The following is a 15463-nucleotide window of genomic DNA, read 5'->3' as shown; positions in this document are numbered from 1 at the left end:
TTTCTACTTTATCTTTTAGCGCACAGTTTGGCTATAAAATTGGGCAATATATTGATCCCCTTGATATTTTACGATAATTCGTAATTTGGCACTATCGCCTTTGTTAGCCAGTTTGTCTGCTAAAACTGTATCGGATTGCCAGTAATAAGGGGTTTCTAACATTTTCATGTTATGTGGCGTGACATCTTTTTCGCTATTTACGACAAATAAAATAGCTTCCTCTACAGGGTAAGTGGTATTAACAATTGTTTTTTGGTCTCGTTGTTCAATGCTGACTTTCATTTCGCCTGTAGTCAAAATACACTTTTGATTAAAGACATCACAATGACCGTCGTTCTCAAGCTTGAATACTTTGTTTTCTTTGGCGTCATTTTCTAAATAATAATCGGCAGCAATATAACCACCAAGAAGGAGAAAGGGCGCTACAAAAATAGCAATTTTAGTATGTTTGTTCATTGATTTATCCTTTTCTCAAATAGGAAAACCTAAAGGGGGCTATTGACCTCCTTTAGGTTTTTAATGTCTCAGCGCTTAATGATCGTGAGCGGCAGCAATTTTTCCATGTGGAGAACGGAAATTCTCTACCATATCTTGAATATTTGCTGGTGCTGGGCCAGTAGCCTTTAACACGATGAACGCTACTGCGAAGTTAAACAACGCGCCAATTGAACCAAAAGCATTAGGCGAGATACCGAAGAACCAGTTTGGCTCCATGCCACCTAAGAAAGATGTACCAGGGATAAACATAATACCTTTGTGTTGGAACACGTATAGCATTGTTGCACCTAAACCTGCACACATACCTGCGATAGCCGCTTTTGAATTCATCTTCTTAGAGAAGATACCCATCATTAGTGCTGGGAAGATACTCGATGCAGCCAAGCCAAAGGCTAGTGCAACAGTACCGGCGGCAAACCCTGGCGGATTGAGCCCCAGATACCCAGCAAATAGTATGGATATTGTCATTACAATTCGGCTTGCCAGTAGCTCATTCTTCTCACTCATATCAGGTATTAAGACACCTTTCATCAAGTCGTGAGATACCGCCGAGGATATCGCTAACAACAAACCGGCGGCGGTTGATAGTGCGGCAGCTAGACCACCGGCAGCAACTAACGCAATAACCCAGTTCGGTAAGTTCGCAATTGACGGGTTAGCAAGTACCATAATGTCACGGTCAACTTTAACCATTTCATTAGTCTCTGCATTTGCAGTGTACTGAATCTTACCGTCGCCATTTTTGTCTTCAAATTTCAATAAGCCTGTGTTTTCCCAGTCTTTAAACCACTGTGGACGTTCAGCATAATCAAGATTTTGACCAGCAGCTGGCTCAATCGTATTCATTAGGTTGAAGCGCGCCATTGCACCAACAGCAGGAGCAACCGTGTAAAGAAGAGCGATAAATACTAATGCGTAACCCGCTGATTGACGAGCAGCTTTCACAGAAGGTACTGTGAAGAATCGCATAATTACGTGTGGTAAACCGGCTGTACCAATCATTAACGACATGGTGTAGGCGAACATTTCAACACCGCCAAGTGTCGAGGTTGTATATTCTTTAAAGCCGAGGTCTGAGACCACCATATCAAGCTTATCAAGCAGGTAAACGCCACTGCCATCGGCGAGTGTACTACCTAAACCAAGCTGTGGAATTGGGTTACCCGTTAATTGTAAAGAGATAAAAATCGCTGGAATCGTGTACGCGGTAATTAATACAACATATTGAGCAATTTGGGTGTAAGTAATACCTTTCATACCACCTAACGTTGCGTATACGAATACAACAGCCATACCAATGTATAAGCCCATATCGTAATCAACTTCTAAGAAGCGAGAGAAGGCAACGCCAACACCTTTCATTTGACCGATGATGTAGGTTACTGATGCAACTATTAAACAAATCACTGCAACGATACGTGCAGTTCTTGAATAGAATCGATCGCCAATAAACTCAGGTACCGTAAATTTACCGTGTTTACGCATATAAGGTGCTAGACACATTGCTAACAGAACGTAACCACCAGTCCAGCCCATTAAAAATACTGAGCCACCGTAGCCTAAGAAGGCAATTAAGCCGGCCATTGAAATGAATGACGCAGCACTCATCCAGTCGGCACCAATTGCCATACCGTTTTGTAGTGGTGTAATACCGCCACCAGCAGCGTAGAATTCACTTGTTGAGCCCGCACGAGCCCACCATGCGATGAAAAAATACAATCCGAAAGTACCGCCAACGGCAATCCAAGTGTAGAGTTTTAACTCATCCATTACGACTCCTCCACATTGTATTTTTTATCTAAATCGTTCATTTTTTTGGTATACCAAAAAATTAACGCGACAAAGGTATAAATTGAACCTTGTTGCGCGAACCAAAAGCCTAACTTATAGCCGCCTAGGCGAATTTCATTTAACGGTTCAACCAGTAATAACCCGAAACCAAATGAAACAACAAACCATATGCAGAGGCAGATTAAGATTAGTCGCAGGTTTTCCTGCCAATAGCCTTTTGTATTTTCCACAACCTATCTCCTTACTTGTTATCGTTATATGTGATGATGTTATGAAAGTGAATTCACACCTGTTGTATTTATTAATCACATAGTTTTTGTTTGCTTTGTTAGTGATTAAAGAATCACCAATAAAACATCACGCTTTTAAACTAGCAAGTTATTTTCGGCTCAGGTATTCAACTTTAGTCTAGGTTTTTGATGAAGCGCTTGCGTCAATTGTAGGAGGCGAGTATTACTAATATTAGGAAAATAGGATTGAGGTCGTTATGAGCAGTGGATTGTCAGAAATAGAAGCTTTCTTAGGTCAGATCCCGCCATTTGATTTGTTACCTGAACGTTCAGTCGAACAACTGGTAAAGCATATCGAAATTCTTTATTTGCGCGTTGGTGAAGACCTCCCTCCTGAGACCATTACTAAGCCCAGTTTGTTTGTTATTCGAAAAGGCTTATTGGCGTACTATGATAAAGACAATACCTTAATTGATAAGTTTGGCGAGCAAGACTTATGTACCGTATTCGCGTTTGCTAATGATAAGTTAGCTGTCAAAGTGAGGTCTGAGGAAGATTGTATTATCTATAGTCTTGGCCTAGCGGAAATTCTTCCAATTATTGAAAACCATCAGCCAGTAATCGATTTTCTGCAACAGTCAGCAGCGCAACGATTACAGGTAAAAGTCAATCAACTTGCGCAGGAGGATGTCATTAATGCCTCTCTTGGTAACGCGCGATTAGAGCAGTTTTATCATTCAGGGGTTGAGACGATCGGATCAAATCAAACGATTCAATGTGCAGCGATAAAAATGACGGAGAAAGGGTTCTCTTCACTTGTCGTCGAAGATAAAGGCGAAGCGGTTGGCATCATTACGGATAAAGATCTGAGAGCGCGCTGTATTGCAAAAGGTATCGATATTAACCAACCAATATTTAGCATCATGACTAAAGCCATAAAAACCATCGATTGCAAAGCAAGTGCATATGATGCGTTATTACTGATGAACAATTGTCGAATTCATCATTTGCCAGTAACTAAAAATGGTCGACTTGATGGTATGGTAACAATAACTGATTTAATGCACTTTGAGGGACAAAACGCCGTCAATATTACACATATGATTCGTAAGGCAAAGTCGGTAGCGGCGCTTGTTGATATTGCGAAGCTCATACCTAAATTGCAATTAAGGATGAGTAAAGTTGGTACTACCGCGACAAACATTAGCAAGAGTATCAGTGCGATTTGTCAGTCGCTAACCCAGAAAATTATTGAGTTGGCTATTGAGCAGTATGGCGATGCACCGGTGAGCTTTGCTTGGCTTGCCGCTGGCTCGCAAGCTCGCAAAGAGCAGTATGCCTATTCTGATCAAGATAATGCCTTAATTATCAGTGACAGCGCCACAGACAAAGACATGGAATGGTTTGCTCACCTCGCTGATTTTGTTTGTCATGGGTTAGCTCAGTGTGGCTTTGTATATTGTCCTGGTGATGTGATGGCGATGAATAGTAAATGGCGACAAAAACAATCTGTTTGGCATCAATATTTTACTGACTGGATAGAAACGCCTGAACCTAAAGCATTAATGCACTGTAGTATATTTTTTGATTTAACGACGGTTTATGGTGATGAAAGCCTGTTGCAGGAAGTCAGATCGAATATGCTTGAACGAAGTAAACAAAGCTCATTATTTATCGCACACTTAACAAAAAACGCATTGCAGCTTAAACCCCCGCTTGGCATGTTCAGGGATTTCGTACTTAAGCAAAACGGTAAAAACAAAAAGACTTTCGATATTAAACATCAAGGGATTGCGCCTATTGTCGATTTAGCTAGAATCTACGCACTTTCTCATGGCGTTGAAGCCGTTTCAACAATCGAACGTTTGGAACTTTGCGCTGGAACCAACGTATTAACGCAAGCTTCTGCGGCAAATTTGATCGATGCTTTTCAACTTTTGCACCAATTAAAGTTACAACATCAAGTTATGCAACAACTGCAAGGCGAGAGTATCGACAATGACATCTCACCTAAAGAAATATCACGGTTAGAGCGTGCACACCTAAAAGATGCATTCAAGGTGATTAAGACGTTGCAGGACAATAGACAGACAGTTTATTAATGTGAGCTAACTATGATTTATCGACAGTTATTTGGTTATCAGGCGTTGCGAAAGAAACAGTATAAACAATCTAAAAGTCAGCATATTAGTGAATACCTATCAACACCTCTGCCTGATAGCAAATTACCCATTAAAGACGTTCCTATGGTCACGCTGGATTTTGAAACGACGGGGCTGAATGCTAAGCAAGATAAGTTATTGAGCGTTGGTTATTGCAATGTAGAGCAATTAAAAATTTCACTAGCGAGTAGTCATCATCAAATTATCAACTGTCAACAGGTGTTGAAATCAGACAATGTGGGAATTCATCATATTACTGAACAAGAGCAGGCGAGGGGATTACAACTTGCCGACGAACTCGAACGATTATTGAAAACTGTTGCTGGGAAAGTTTTGCTCGTTCATTACGCCAAAATAGAGCGGCTGTTCCTTCAACAAGCATGTATGGAACTTTATGGTGAATCGCCTTTATTTTTATTCGTTGATACGTTGGCATTACATAAGAAACGATTTGACCAACAAACGATTCCTTATGACCCATCTCAATTAAGGCTAGAGTCTTTACGTGAGCGTTACAAATTACACAACTACCATGCCCATAATGCATTGAGTGATGCGGTAGCCACTGCCGAGTTATTTCAAGCATTTATTTATCAAAACGAACTAGAGAATAAGCCTTTAAACCACTTTTTAAATTGGTAAGGTATCTAGCTGTTTTCGCATTTAAGACCAAAGTCTAACGAAAAATATCAATGTCTTAGACTTAGGTCTAATACCCAACAAAATAACTAACCTCTACTCTAGGTAACAAATAAATTTTAACGTTATCGAGGTTACCCCATGACTACCGAGAATCAGCAAGACATATTTCACCCTAGTGCTGAAGTCCTTGAGCAAGCTAATGTTGCCGAGTATCAAAAATTATATGACTACTCTGTTGAAAATAGAGAGGCCTTTTGGGCTGAGCAAGCAGAAACGCTTGGTTGGTATAAGAAGTGGGACCAGGTCTTGGATGAGTCTAATGCTCCGTTTTACCAATGGTTCAAAGGTGGTTCAACAAACATCGTGCACAATGCGATAGATCGTCATTTGGAGACAGCGAATCGCAACAAAATGGCGATTATCTGGGAAGGTGAAAACGGCCAAGTGCGCAATTTCAGTTATAACGGGTTAAACCGAGAAGTTTGTCAGTTCGCTAACGTTTTGAAAAGCATGGGTGTATCAAAGGGCGATATCGTTACGATTTACATGCCTCAAATTCCTGAACTTGTTTTTGCAATGCTCGCGTGTGCCAAAATTGGCGCTATCCACTCTGTGGTTTACGGTGGCTTTAGCACGGAAGCTCTAGCCTCGCGTATTGATGATGCACAATCTCGTGTACTAATAACAGCAGATGGTGGCTGGCGTCGAGGTAAACAAGTTGATTTGAAATCTATTGCTAATGACGCAATGAACCGTTCACCTTCAATCGAAGTTTGTATCTGTGTTAAGAATAACGAACTTGACGTTGAAATGGAGCCAGCACGTGATTTCTGGTTACATGACTTAACTGCGCTACCGATTGCTAGTCCTAAGTGTGAAACAGAAGAAACGGATGCTGAAGACCCGCTATTTATTCTTTACACATCAGGCACTACGGGTAAGCCAAAGGGCATGGTGCATACGCATGGTGGCTACTCGGTTTATACCTCAACCACGCACCGCATGGCGTTTGACATCAAACCTCAAGACAGGTGGTGGTGTGCTGCCGATCCGGGCTGGATTACTGGTCACAGCTACATTGTTTACGGCCCGTTAATTAACGGTGCGACCATTATGCTTTACGAGGGCGCGCCAAACTATCCATATCCGAACCGTTGGTGGCAAATCATTGAAAAGTATGGCATCAACATTCTGTATACTTCACCGACTGCGATTCGCGGCTTAATGCGATTTGGTGACCGTTGGCCACAAAAACACGACCTGTCTAGCCTGCGCTTGCTAGGTAGTGTAGGGGAGCCAATAAACCCTGAAGCATGGCGTTGGTACCACAATGTCATTGGTCAAGGTAAATGCCCAATTATTGACACGTGGTGGCAAACAGAAACGGGCGGCTTCATGGTGTGTCCATTGCCAATTACCCCATTAAAACCAGGTTCAGCAACTAAACCTTTCTTTGGTAACGAAATCGAGATTGTTAACGATGACGGTCAAGAAGTACCAGCAAATGAAGAAGGTAAGCTGATCATCAAGAACCCTTGGCCAGGTATGGCCAGAACCGTATTCAAAGACCCTGAACGCTACAAAGATTTGTACTGGAGCCAAGACGCCAACGGCAAGTGGATTTACTTAGCAGGTGACAGTGCGAAAAAAGACGACGATGGCTACATCTGGGTTATTGGCCGGATGGATGAGGTACTGAAAGTGTCAGGCTATCGCTTAGGCACCTCTGAAGTAGAAAGTGCCCTTGTTAGTCACCCTAAAGTTACAGAGGCAGCAGCAGTTGGCTTACCTCACGAATTAAAAGGTAATGCGATTCACACTTATGTCATTTTAAATGCGGGTGTTGAGGCAAGCAAAGAACTAGAGCTTGAGCTAAAAGCTCACGTTGGTAACGAAATGGGCAAAATCGCAACGCCAGAAGATGTGAAATTTGTAGAGTCTTTACCAAAAACGCGTTCTGGAAAAATCATGCGCCGTGTATTGAAAGCACAAGCATTAGGTCAGGATGTGGGCGACTTAAGCACGCTAGAAGAATAGAAATAAAGGGCGCGTAATGCGCCTTTATTTTCCATAAAAAAAACAATTAAAAATTACATTACAACGAGTTAGTAGATGGAATGAGTAGTTGATTCTGTCCTTAAGAGTTAATCTGGGAGTATACAATGAAAACAACGAATAAAATGCTATTTGTCGGTGGTTTACTGGCATTTTCACAAGCTGCTAATGCTGCTTATGAAATCAAATTAACGGACGAAGACACAATTACCTTTGGTGGGTTTATTAAAGTCGACGCTCGTTATGTTGATGGCAATGTTGCATATCAAGATTTCTGGACAGGTGGCGGCGCAGTATTAGCTGAAGATGCATCGAAACTTAAGTTATTTGCCAATGAAACACGCTTTAACATGAAGTATGTTCATGGTGACGTGACAGGCTTTATTGAGATGGACTTTTACGGCGGGGGCGGTAACGAGATCATCTCAAATTCATCACATCCTCGATTGCGCCATGCGTTTATCAAATATAACGGTTTTACGTTTGGTCAAACATGGACAACCTTCATGAATACCAGTGCTTTAGCTGAAACCGCTGACTTTGCTGGTGCCATGGTAGGTGAAGCATTCGTTCGAAATACCATGATTCGTTACTCAAATGGTGGTTTTGAAGTTGCAATTGAGAACCCTGAATCGTGGGGTAATGATGGTATTGATTCAAGCCCAGATGCTGACCCTGCAAATGATAAAATGCCCGATATCATTGGTAAATATACGATGAAAGGTGATTGGGGTAATGTATCTTTTGCTGGCCTAGTTCGCCAATTAAACTTCACTGATGGCTCGGATGAAACAACATTTGGCGCTTCAATTGCCGGTCGCGTGAAGACTTTTGGTAAGGATGATGTTCGATTCCAATTGCATGCGGGTCAAACGGGTCGTTACGTTGGCGTTACCGCTGCACCAGATGTGTTCAATGGCAAAGCAGAAGATAGTTTGTCGTACATGGTGGCATATCGTCACTTCTGGACAGAAGATCTAAGAAGTTCTATTTTCTACGGTAACATTGAAACTGATGAATCAGACCGCGAGCGTTCGCAAGTAGGTATCAATATCTTTAAAAATTACACGCCAAAATTATCTTTTGGCTTCGAAATCGGCCAATACGATATGAAAGATAAAGATGCTGACTCTGTATATGCTCAATTTTCAGCGAAATATAATATCTAGCGGCCAACAAGTTTACTTTTTTGGGTAACCCTCGCCTCATCTAGTGTAGTGCTAACTTAGAGGCATTCCTGACACCTTAGTGGTTTTCATTAAGGTGTCTTTTTTGTTTACCAAGTCTTTTGGCTTGTTAACAAGATTTCGCACTAGCCTGTATATTTCTTGTACATACATAACTCATCTACTACTTTTAAGTACACGACATTTATCTATTTTTTGCTAAATCTAGTGGGTACTTAGGTGAGATTCATATCGAATAAACAATCTTATGCAATATGGGGTGTCATTACATTCTTGATATTGTCACTGCAAGTATTTAACTTTGTCGGTGAATATCAAAAGGAGATAGATAAGCATGTGCAGTTAAATGCTCTTCAGGCCAAAGGCTATGCTGAAGAAGTGGAGTATCTAATTAAGTCAGAAGTTGAAAGAGTTCATCAAGTCTCGAGTGTCATCAGTTATCGTCTCAAAGACTTTCTAGTACAAGACCACACCCGTAAACCCAACCCTGAACACAATGACATTAAGCGTCATAAAAATCATCACAAACAGCAAACTAACAATGCACAAAATGTCGCTGATCATTTTCTTCATAGTGAAGCTACTCACTGGATCCGAAATACTGATAAGTACCTAATTGATAATTTCAAGATTGCAATTAAATATGTTGTTGAGGATGGCCACCATGTTATTTACGGAGATACTGATGATAGATTTTGGAAGACACGTTATAAGCCATGGTTGGAAAACATAAATGGTGAGTTTTCTTGGCAGTTTGTTTTTAGTCAGTATATGCACCGTATTAATGTCTATGGGATTAACCGACTAACCGATGACTTAGGACATACGTACGGCGTAATTATTGAGTTTGACGAAAAGTTTATTCCTCCGTCAAAGTTTGATAGCTACCATCACTTTTTTTTAATAGCGCCAAACGGCGTGCCCTTTAAGCTAACGGACAAAAGACTATTTCCAATCACGTTGAAACTCCCGATTAGTTCAGTGTTAGTCGATGATAGCAACTACATAGAAGCGTTTTATGGTAAACCGCCCGAGCAGTACTATGGAATTACGTCGGTTGAGCGCTATGGAAAACCATTTGTTAGTTCTGAGAATCTACAACCTGTCGACTTTTTCTATAATGCCTTCGATTTTGATGAGATCGGGTGGCGATTTATCGTGTTAAGTGATGCGACACCTCTTGCTAGGGGGATTGAAGAAGAAGTTAGCGAGCTTTATAAAAAAATGGGCGTCACGACAATTATCGCGGCAGCGTTAGCATTGATTTTATATTACCACTTTAAGGTTGCCAGCATGCTTCAACATGACGCGTTAACTAAGTTGCTTAACCGCAACCATTTTAAAGAAAAAAAAGTTGAATTAAGCAATGCACAATACCGAGACAGAAGTTATCAGATTGGCCTAATCGGTATTGATATCGATAAGTTCAAATTGATCAATGATACCTATGGTCACACAACGGGCGATGATGTGTTACTCCACCTAGCTCAGTTGATGAAGACGTACTCCCGAGATACTGACTTTGTCTATCGGTTTGGTGGTGAGGAGTTTTTGATAATCTGCCCCAATTATAGTGCTGAACAAACGGCACATTTAGCTGAGCGCCTGCGTTGTGCAGTCGAGAGTGATGAAAACGTGCTAAAAATTCTGCCTCAAGCTTATACAATCTCACTTGGTGTGACTGAAAAGTTGGTAAAAGAGACAATGGAAGACGCAATAAAGCGAGCGGATGAACTCTTGTATAAGGCGAAAGAAAATGGCCGGAATCAAGTTCAGATTGGCTAGCTGATGATAATGCGACGCGAATATTAAATGTAATAAAGTATTAATGTTAATGAATGTTTGGTGACATTTTAGCCAATAATTGCCTAAACTTAATGATGAGGTAGTCGAACAGGTGATTTGCTATGAACAGGCTTAATTCGTTGATTTTTATACTTGTATGTCTTCTGGTGGGTTGTCAATCGACAGAGCAACAGGTACAGGTTCAGGTTGATCCAATTTATGCTGATAAGTCTTTTCCCTATTATCAATATGTTTCCGTTGAAACGGCAGATGATATTTTCGAGCTTGCGCCTGAAACTGAAGAATTTATTTCTGATTTAGCTAAACAGAAATCTTCGAAAGACAAAGTTAATAAACTAGTAAAGTTTTTGTTCGAAAGTGAACAAATCGGCATTAATTACAGTAGCACAGCTAATCTGACCGCCAGTCAAACGTTTATGAGTCAGAATGCCAATTGCATGTCGTTAACTGTTTTATCTTATGCACTCGCACATGCCGCTGATTTACCAGCTTATTTCCAACGCGTTGATGTGCCTGAATACTGGGTCAGAAATGGTTCATATAACATGCTTACAGGGCATGTTAATTTGGTGATTTTTGATGCTGATTCGCCATTACAACAAACAGTTTATGGTAAAAATGTTTATACCATTGATTTTGATCCAACCATGCGAAAAAAAGCCTTTCCTAGCCAGTTTGTTGACCAAAATACTGTCGTTGCAATGTTTTATACAAACAAAGGCGCTGATGCCATGGTTATCGGCGATACCAACAAAGCATATGCTTACCTCAAGGCCGCAACACTAGTTGATCCTAGTTACGATTCTGCATGGGGAAACTTAGGGGTATTGTATCGTCAAAACGATTTATATGAACACGCTTACATAAGCTATCAAAATGCAATGGAAATCAATCCGGACAACTTAACGGTATTAGATAACCTTGCAATTTTACATGACTTGTCTGGCGATGTAGAGCAAGCAGAGCAAATACGAACGTCTGTTCATCGCAAACGATTGAAAAATCCATACTATCACGCATTACTGGGTACGGAAGCCTACTATAATGGCGACCATCTTGTTGCGGTAAACCATTTCAAAAAAGCAATCAGACTCGACAATAAGCAACATGAATTCTATTTTGGTATCGCTAAAGCATATGCTGAACTCGGTCAATTGGATAATGTGAAGCGATCATTGCAACGCGCTAAACGCAACTCAACATTTGATGATGACGAACTAAGGTATGACGCAAAAATTCAATTTTTAAATACGGCAAGTTTATAGGTGAATCACTTGCTTAGATTAATCTTTTTAGTCGTCTCGGTGTGTTATGTAACGGCATGTACTCAATTTGCTGTTGTGAAGCCGGTTAATAGCGCTGCGGCCGACACTGTCATCAGCCAGCAACTGATTGATGATGAAGATTTACTGAGGGATTTTAAAGCGATTAGCAGTGTGGAATTTGCTGGACGTAAGTACAACACAGCGGGAAATCGAAAAGCTCAAAATTACATTATCGCCCAATTGCAGGAATCGAAAATATCCCCATTTAATGGTCAGTTTAAGCACCCATTTGACCATGCTAGAGGATTATCTGACTACCAAGGAACCAATATTATTGGATATAAACCTGGTACTTCAAACAAGTTTATCGTCATCACTGCTCATTTTGATCATCTTGGTAAAAAATCGGGAAAAACCTATCTTGGAGCCGATGATAATGCCTCTGGTACAGCTGGTGTCATTCATATTGCTAAGGCATTTTCACAGATACAAACAACCCACCACCTGATTTATTTGTTTACTGATGCTGAAGAGGAAAACTTAATTGGTGCGTCAGCATTTGCCAAAGAAAATCCGGAAATAATGGAACGTACTGTATTAAACGTAAACCTTGATATGATTGCTGGTGACCGATTTACGAAGCGTTTATATTATCTGCCATATCAGGTTGACTTGCTTACTGAGTCGAATTGGCAAGGGCAACTTGCCTTCTATGCTAAAAAGAACAACTTAGAAATACGCAAAGGCCCCCGGGCTTACCAGATTATTAAAGGGCAAAAAAGAAAAACAAATTGGCGAAACGCAAGTGACCACGGAATATTCTACCGTCATAAAATACCATTTTTGTACTTTGGCGTTGGTACACATAAAAATTACCATACGCCTGATGATACGTTCGAAAACACAAATCATGCATTTTATTTAGCCGCTGTTAAAACAATTTTTGACCAATTGCACAACTTTGAGCAACAAATAGAGTGAATAGCCTTACACCAAAAGCAAATATCAGGTTATAATTACGGGTTATATTCGGTTCTCCAAAAACAGGTTTGTAATGGACAAAAAATTTATTACTGCGCAAGAATTACTTGAAGATTCTTTTAAGGTCGCAGCAAAGGTATATGAAGATGGCTTTAGACCGCAATTTATTGTTGGTATCTGGCGTGGTGGTGCTCCTATTGGAATCTCAGTGCAAGAGTACTTCGATTTCAAAAAGGTAGAGACCGATCATATTGCTGTTCGTACATCGTCTTATTACGGTATCAATCAGCAAAGTAAAGAAATTAAAGTTCACGGCCTTCATTATATTATCGAGAATGCGAACGCAGATGACGGCTTGTTAATTGTTGATGACGTATTTGATTCGGGTCGAAGCATCGATGCGTTAATTAAGCAGTTGAAAAAATTAATGCGCAACAATATGCCAAAAGATGTCCGTGTTGCAACGCCATGGTATAAGCCTAAAAATTCGAAAGTCGATTTTGCGCCAGACTACTACATTCATGAATCCGATGAATGGTTAGTGTTCCCTCACGAGTTATCGGGGTTAACGCAAGAAGAAATTGCTAGTGGTAAATCAGACCTACAAAATATTCTTCACTTATTAAAATAATAAAAGGCGCTTAGCGCCTTTTTTCTTATGTTTAAATTTATTGATTTTATTGTCGTAAAAGGTCATCAAGTAGCGTCCGGTAAGGCGAACAATTCTCCTTATCCAAAAGGAACGATTGCAATGCAAGCTCCGTACTTTGCTCAGGCGGGTATCGATTTAACTGAGTTTGAGCATGCCACGATCAATATCGCCCTAAATATCAAAGCGATCGCTTTAAAAAATTACGACTTTCAAGTACGTCAACTGATGTGGTTTCACAAAATTTCGCCAGAGAGTTTTGGGTTTATCAAATGCCAATTGATTTTTGGGGAGAATACATATGATGGCTTAATTTATCATGTTGAGCCTGAGACTAAGGTTGACCATCAGCAACCACCTAATGTTCTGGAAATATTGGCACCTAGAATTACACCATTATCGTATGGTGATTCAGGTACAATAAAAATCGCCACTCACCAATGTCATTTAACTAATGATTAGTTCATAAAGCCTGTTTATATGTCTACAGTATCTTCAACTACCTTTTTGCATCGTTTTGACGCTTCCCACACAACAATCGACTTGCCTGAGCGGTTTACCTTTCCTTTTTGCTATGAGCCTCACCCATTAACCCTGTTAGCAGCGCAGCAATTGCAAACGTGGTTGAATTGTCAGCCTGCATTTAGTGAAGAACAAACGCCCATGGCTGAAGGCAAAATGTTTGGGGTTTTAGCTGTTCGTGATAACACTGGAACACTTGGCTTTTTGTGTGCTTATTCTGGTAAAACGTCAATGCTTGAGGAAATGCAGGTCTTTGTGCCGCAAATTGTTGATATATCGAGCCAAGAGAGTTTTGTGACTAAAGAGTCTGCGGTTATTAACGACATTAATTCAGAGATTGCGGCGTTGGAAGAGGCAGAAGAATTTTCCATCTTGAAGCAGCAAGTTGAACAACAGAAAGTCAGTTACAACGAGCGTATTACCTTACAGCAAGCCAATATGGCTGAGCAAAAGCGTAAGCGTAAGCAAGAGAGAGAACAAGGCAGAGTGGCGCTGTCTTCCGAAGAGTACGCAATATTAGATAAACAACTCAATGGGCAAAGCATCTTTTTGAAAAAGCAGTTATTGGCGTTAAAAGCTGAGCTTAATCAACAATTAACCGATGCACAAATCGCGTTTGATAACTACCAAAATCAAATCAATCTATTAAAGAAACAACGAAAGAAACTGTCAAATCGATTGCAAAAAAAGCTATTTGAGCAATACCGTTTACTTAATTGTGCGGGAGAAGAGAAGGACGTAAATACGATATTTGCGGAGATAAAAGAACAACCGCCATCAGGTACGGGAGATTGTGCTGCTCCAAAATTATTACAATATGCGTTCGCCCATGAGTTTGAACCCATTGCTTTAGCAGAGTTTTGGTGGGGAGAGTCGCCAAAATCTCAAATACGACAACACAAAAAATATTACCCCGCTTGTAATAACAAATGTAAGCCTATATTAAGTCATATGCTCAGTGGTATGACACTCGATGATAATCCTTTATTGATAAATACGGGAAAGGACAAAACGATTGATATAATTTATCAAGATGAACACCTTGTCGTCATCAATAAGCCAGAGGAGCTTCTGTCAGTACCTGGTAAATTAGTTACAGATAGTGTGTATACTCGTATAAAAGATATGTTCCCTCATGCAGATGGACCATTAATTGTCCATCGACTCGATATGTCCACATCTGGGCTTATGGTGTTAGCATTAACAAAAAGAGCTAATAAATCTCTGCAGCACCAATTTGTTACGAGGCAAGTAGAAAAACAGTACGTCGCGTTGCTAGAAGGTCAACTGCCAGCAAAACGCGGTGAAATCACCTTACCGCTATGTTTAGATGTTGATGACAGACCACGGCAGATGGTCAGTTTTGAGCATGGTAAGCCCTGTTTAACGGTTTGGGAATTGATAAGTTTTGATGGTCAATTTTCTCGAGTGGCACTTGAACCAAAAACAGGAAGGACACATCAGCTAAGGGTGCATTGTGCACATAAATCAGGTTTTAACATGCCTATAGTAGGTGATGACTTATATGGCACAAAAAAAGAACGTCTGTGTTTACATGCACAAATGTTGTCTTTTGAACATCCTATTAGCAAAGAAAAACTGACGTTTTCCGTCTCTCCAAATTTTTAGTTTTATGTGCTGTCGATTATTAGCGAGCGAAGGTGATTACTTGGTG

General features: G+C 40.5%; 13 protein-coding genes. 10 read left to right on the top strand and 3 right to left on the bottom strand.

Translation table 11 applies throughout. The features are described from left to right. Window positions 1-15: 15 nt before the first annotated feature. The 3 genes from QQK05_RS08900 to QQK05_RS08890 form a co-directional block, all read right to left on the bottom strand. Window positions 16-456 carry a hypothetical protein gene (locus QQK05_RS08900; RefSeq protein ID WP_284297722.1) on the bottom strand — a complete coding sequence of 147 codons (441 nt, stop codon included), beginning with the start codon at window positions 454-456 and terminating at the stop codon, window positions 16-18. A gap of 75 nt (window positions 457-531) precedes the next feature. Further along, a complete protein-coding gene (locus QQK05_RS08895; protein ID WP_284297720.1) occupies window positions 532-2268 on the bottom strand; it encodes a sodium:solute symporter family protein in 1737 nt (578 codons plus the stop codon). Further along, window positions 2268-2519, bottom strand: coding sequence for a DUF4212 domain-containing protein (locus QQK05_RS08890; protein WP_284297718.1), 252 nt, complete (start codon window positions 2517-2519; stop codon window positions 2268-2270). The genes QQK05_RS08895 and QQK05_RS08890 overlap by 1 nt, the downstream gene beginning before the upstream one ends. Before the next feature lie 257 nt (window positions 2520-2776). Here QQK05_RS08890 and QQK05_RS08885 point away from each other — a divergent pair, with 257 nt between their 5' ends. The 10 genes from QQK05_RS08885 to QQK05_RS08840 all read left to right on the top strand — a co-directional run bounded on the left by QQK05_RS08885 (window position 2777) and on the right by QQK05_RS08840 (window position 15417). Then, complete coding sequence (locus QQK05_RS08885; protein WP_284297716.1) at window positions 2777-4621, top strand: putative nucleotidyltransferase substrate binding domain-containing protein; 1845 nt, start codon at window positions 2777-2779, stop codon at window positions 4619-4621. A gap of 12 nt (window positions 4622-4633) precedes the next feature. Then, window positions 4634-5323: an exonuclease domain-containing protein gene (locus QQK05_RS08880; protein ID WP_284297714.1), complete on the top strand. Its 690-nt coding sequence runs from the start codon at window positions 4634-4636 to the stop codon at window positions 5321-5323. Window positions 5324-5461: 138 nt separating this feature from the next. Further along, window positions 5462-7360 carry an acetate--CoA ligase gene (gene acs / locus QQK05_RS08875; protein ID WP_284297712.1) on the top strand — a complete coding sequence of 633 codons (1899 nt, stop codon included), beginning with the start codon at window positions 5462-5464 and terminating at the stop codon, window positions 7358-7360. A gap of 125 nt (window positions 7361-7485) precedes the next feature. Further along, a complete protein-coding gene (locus tag QQK05_RS08870; RefSeq protein WP_284297710.1) occupies window positions 7486-8547 on the top strand; it encodes a DcaP family trimeric outer membrane transporter in 1062 nt (353 codons plus the stop codon). Between the two features lie 237 nt (window positions 8548-8784). Next, the gene (locus QQK05_RS08865) at window positions 8785-10350 is read left to right on the top strand and encodes a GGDEF domain-containing protein (RefSeq protein WP_284297708.1); all 1566 of its coding nucleotides are present in this window, start codon (window positions 8785-8787) and stop codon (window positions 10348-10350) included. Between the two features lie 122 nt (window positions 10351-10472). Beyond that, entirely contained in the window at window positions 10473-11636 is a 1164-nt protein-coding gene (locus QQK05_RS08860) for a tetratricopeptide repeat protein (RefSeq protein ID WP_284297706.1), read from the top strand. A 9-nt stretch (window positions 11637-11645) separates the two neighbouring features. Continuing rightward, window positions 11646-12617 (top strand): M28 family peptidase, encoded by a 972-nt coding sequence (locus QQK05_RS08855; protein WP_284297704.1) that lies wholly within the window; start codon window positions 11646-11648, stop codon window positions 12615-12617. Between the two features lie 73 nt (window positions 12618-12690). Beyond that, entirely contained in the window at window positions 12691-13248 is a 558-nt protein-coding gene (locus tag QQK05_RS08850) for a phosphoribosyltransferase (RefSeq protein ID WP_284297703.1), read from the top strand. Window positions 13249-13275: 27 nt separating this feature from the next. Further along, window positions 13276-13728, top strand: coding sequence for a hypothetical protein (locus QQK05_RS08845; protein WP_284297701.1), 453 nt, complete (start codon window positions 13276-13278; stop codon window positions 13726-13728). A gap of 18 nt (window positions 13729-13746) precedes the next feature. After that, entirely contained in the window at window positions 13747-15417 is a 1671-nt protein-coding gene (locus QQK05_RS08840) for an RluA family pseudouridine synthase (protein ID WP_284297699.1), read from the top strand. Window positions 15418-15463 lie beyond the last annotated feature (46 nt).

Origin of the sequence: Thalassotalea loyana (assembly GCF_030161435.1) — a bacterium.
GTDB classification, from domain to species: domain Bacteria; phylum Pseudomonadota; class Gammaproteobacteria; order Enterobacterales; family Alteromonadaceae; genus Thalassotalea_G; species Thalassotalea_G loyana.
Note: the sequence above shows the minus strand (reverse complement) of the source record. Positions and strands in the feature narration are given on the sequence as shown.

Bases quoted from the DNA above. Each gene is read 5' to 3' on its own strand.
- QQK05_RS08900 (WP_284297722.1), bottom strand. From the start codon at position 456: ATGAACAAACATACTAAAATTGCTATTTTTGTAGCGCCCTTTCTCCTT.
- QQK05_RS08880 (WP_284297714.1), top strand. From the start codon at position 4,634: ATGATTTATCGACAGTTATTTGGTTATCAGGCGTTGCGAAAGAAACAG.
- QQK05_RS08840 (WP_284297699.1), top strand. From the start codon at position 13,747: ATGTCTACAGTATCTTCAACTACCTTTTTGCATCGTTTTGACGCTTCC.
- QQK05_RS08860 (WP_284297706.1), top strand. From the start codon at position 10,473: ATGAACAGGCTTAATTCGTTGATTTTTATACTTGTATGTCTTCTGGTG.
- QQK05_RS08870 (WP_284297710.1), top strand. From the start codon at position 7,486: ATGAAAACAACGAATAAAATGCTATTTGTCGGTGGTTTACTGGCATTT.
- acs (WP_284297712.1), top strand. From the start codon at position 5,462: ATGACTACCGAGAATCAGCAAGACATATTTCACCCTAGTGCTGAAGTC.
- QQK05_RS08850 (WP_284297703.1), top strand. From the start codon at position 12,691: ATGGACAAAAAATTTATTACTGCGCAAGAATTACTTGAAGATTCTTTT.
- QQK05_RS08845 (WP_284297701.1), top strand. From the start codon at position 13,276: ATGTTTAAATTTATTGATTTTATTGTCGTAAAAGGTCATCAAGTAGCG.
- QQK05_RS08885 (WP_284297716.1), top strand. From the start codon at position 2,777: ATGAGCAGTGGATTGTCAGAAATAGAAGCTTTCTTAGGTCAGATCCCG.
- QQK05_RS08895 (WP_284297720.1), bottom strand. From the start codon at position 2,268: ATGGATGAGTTAAAACTCTACACTTGGATTGCCGTTGGCGGTACTTTC.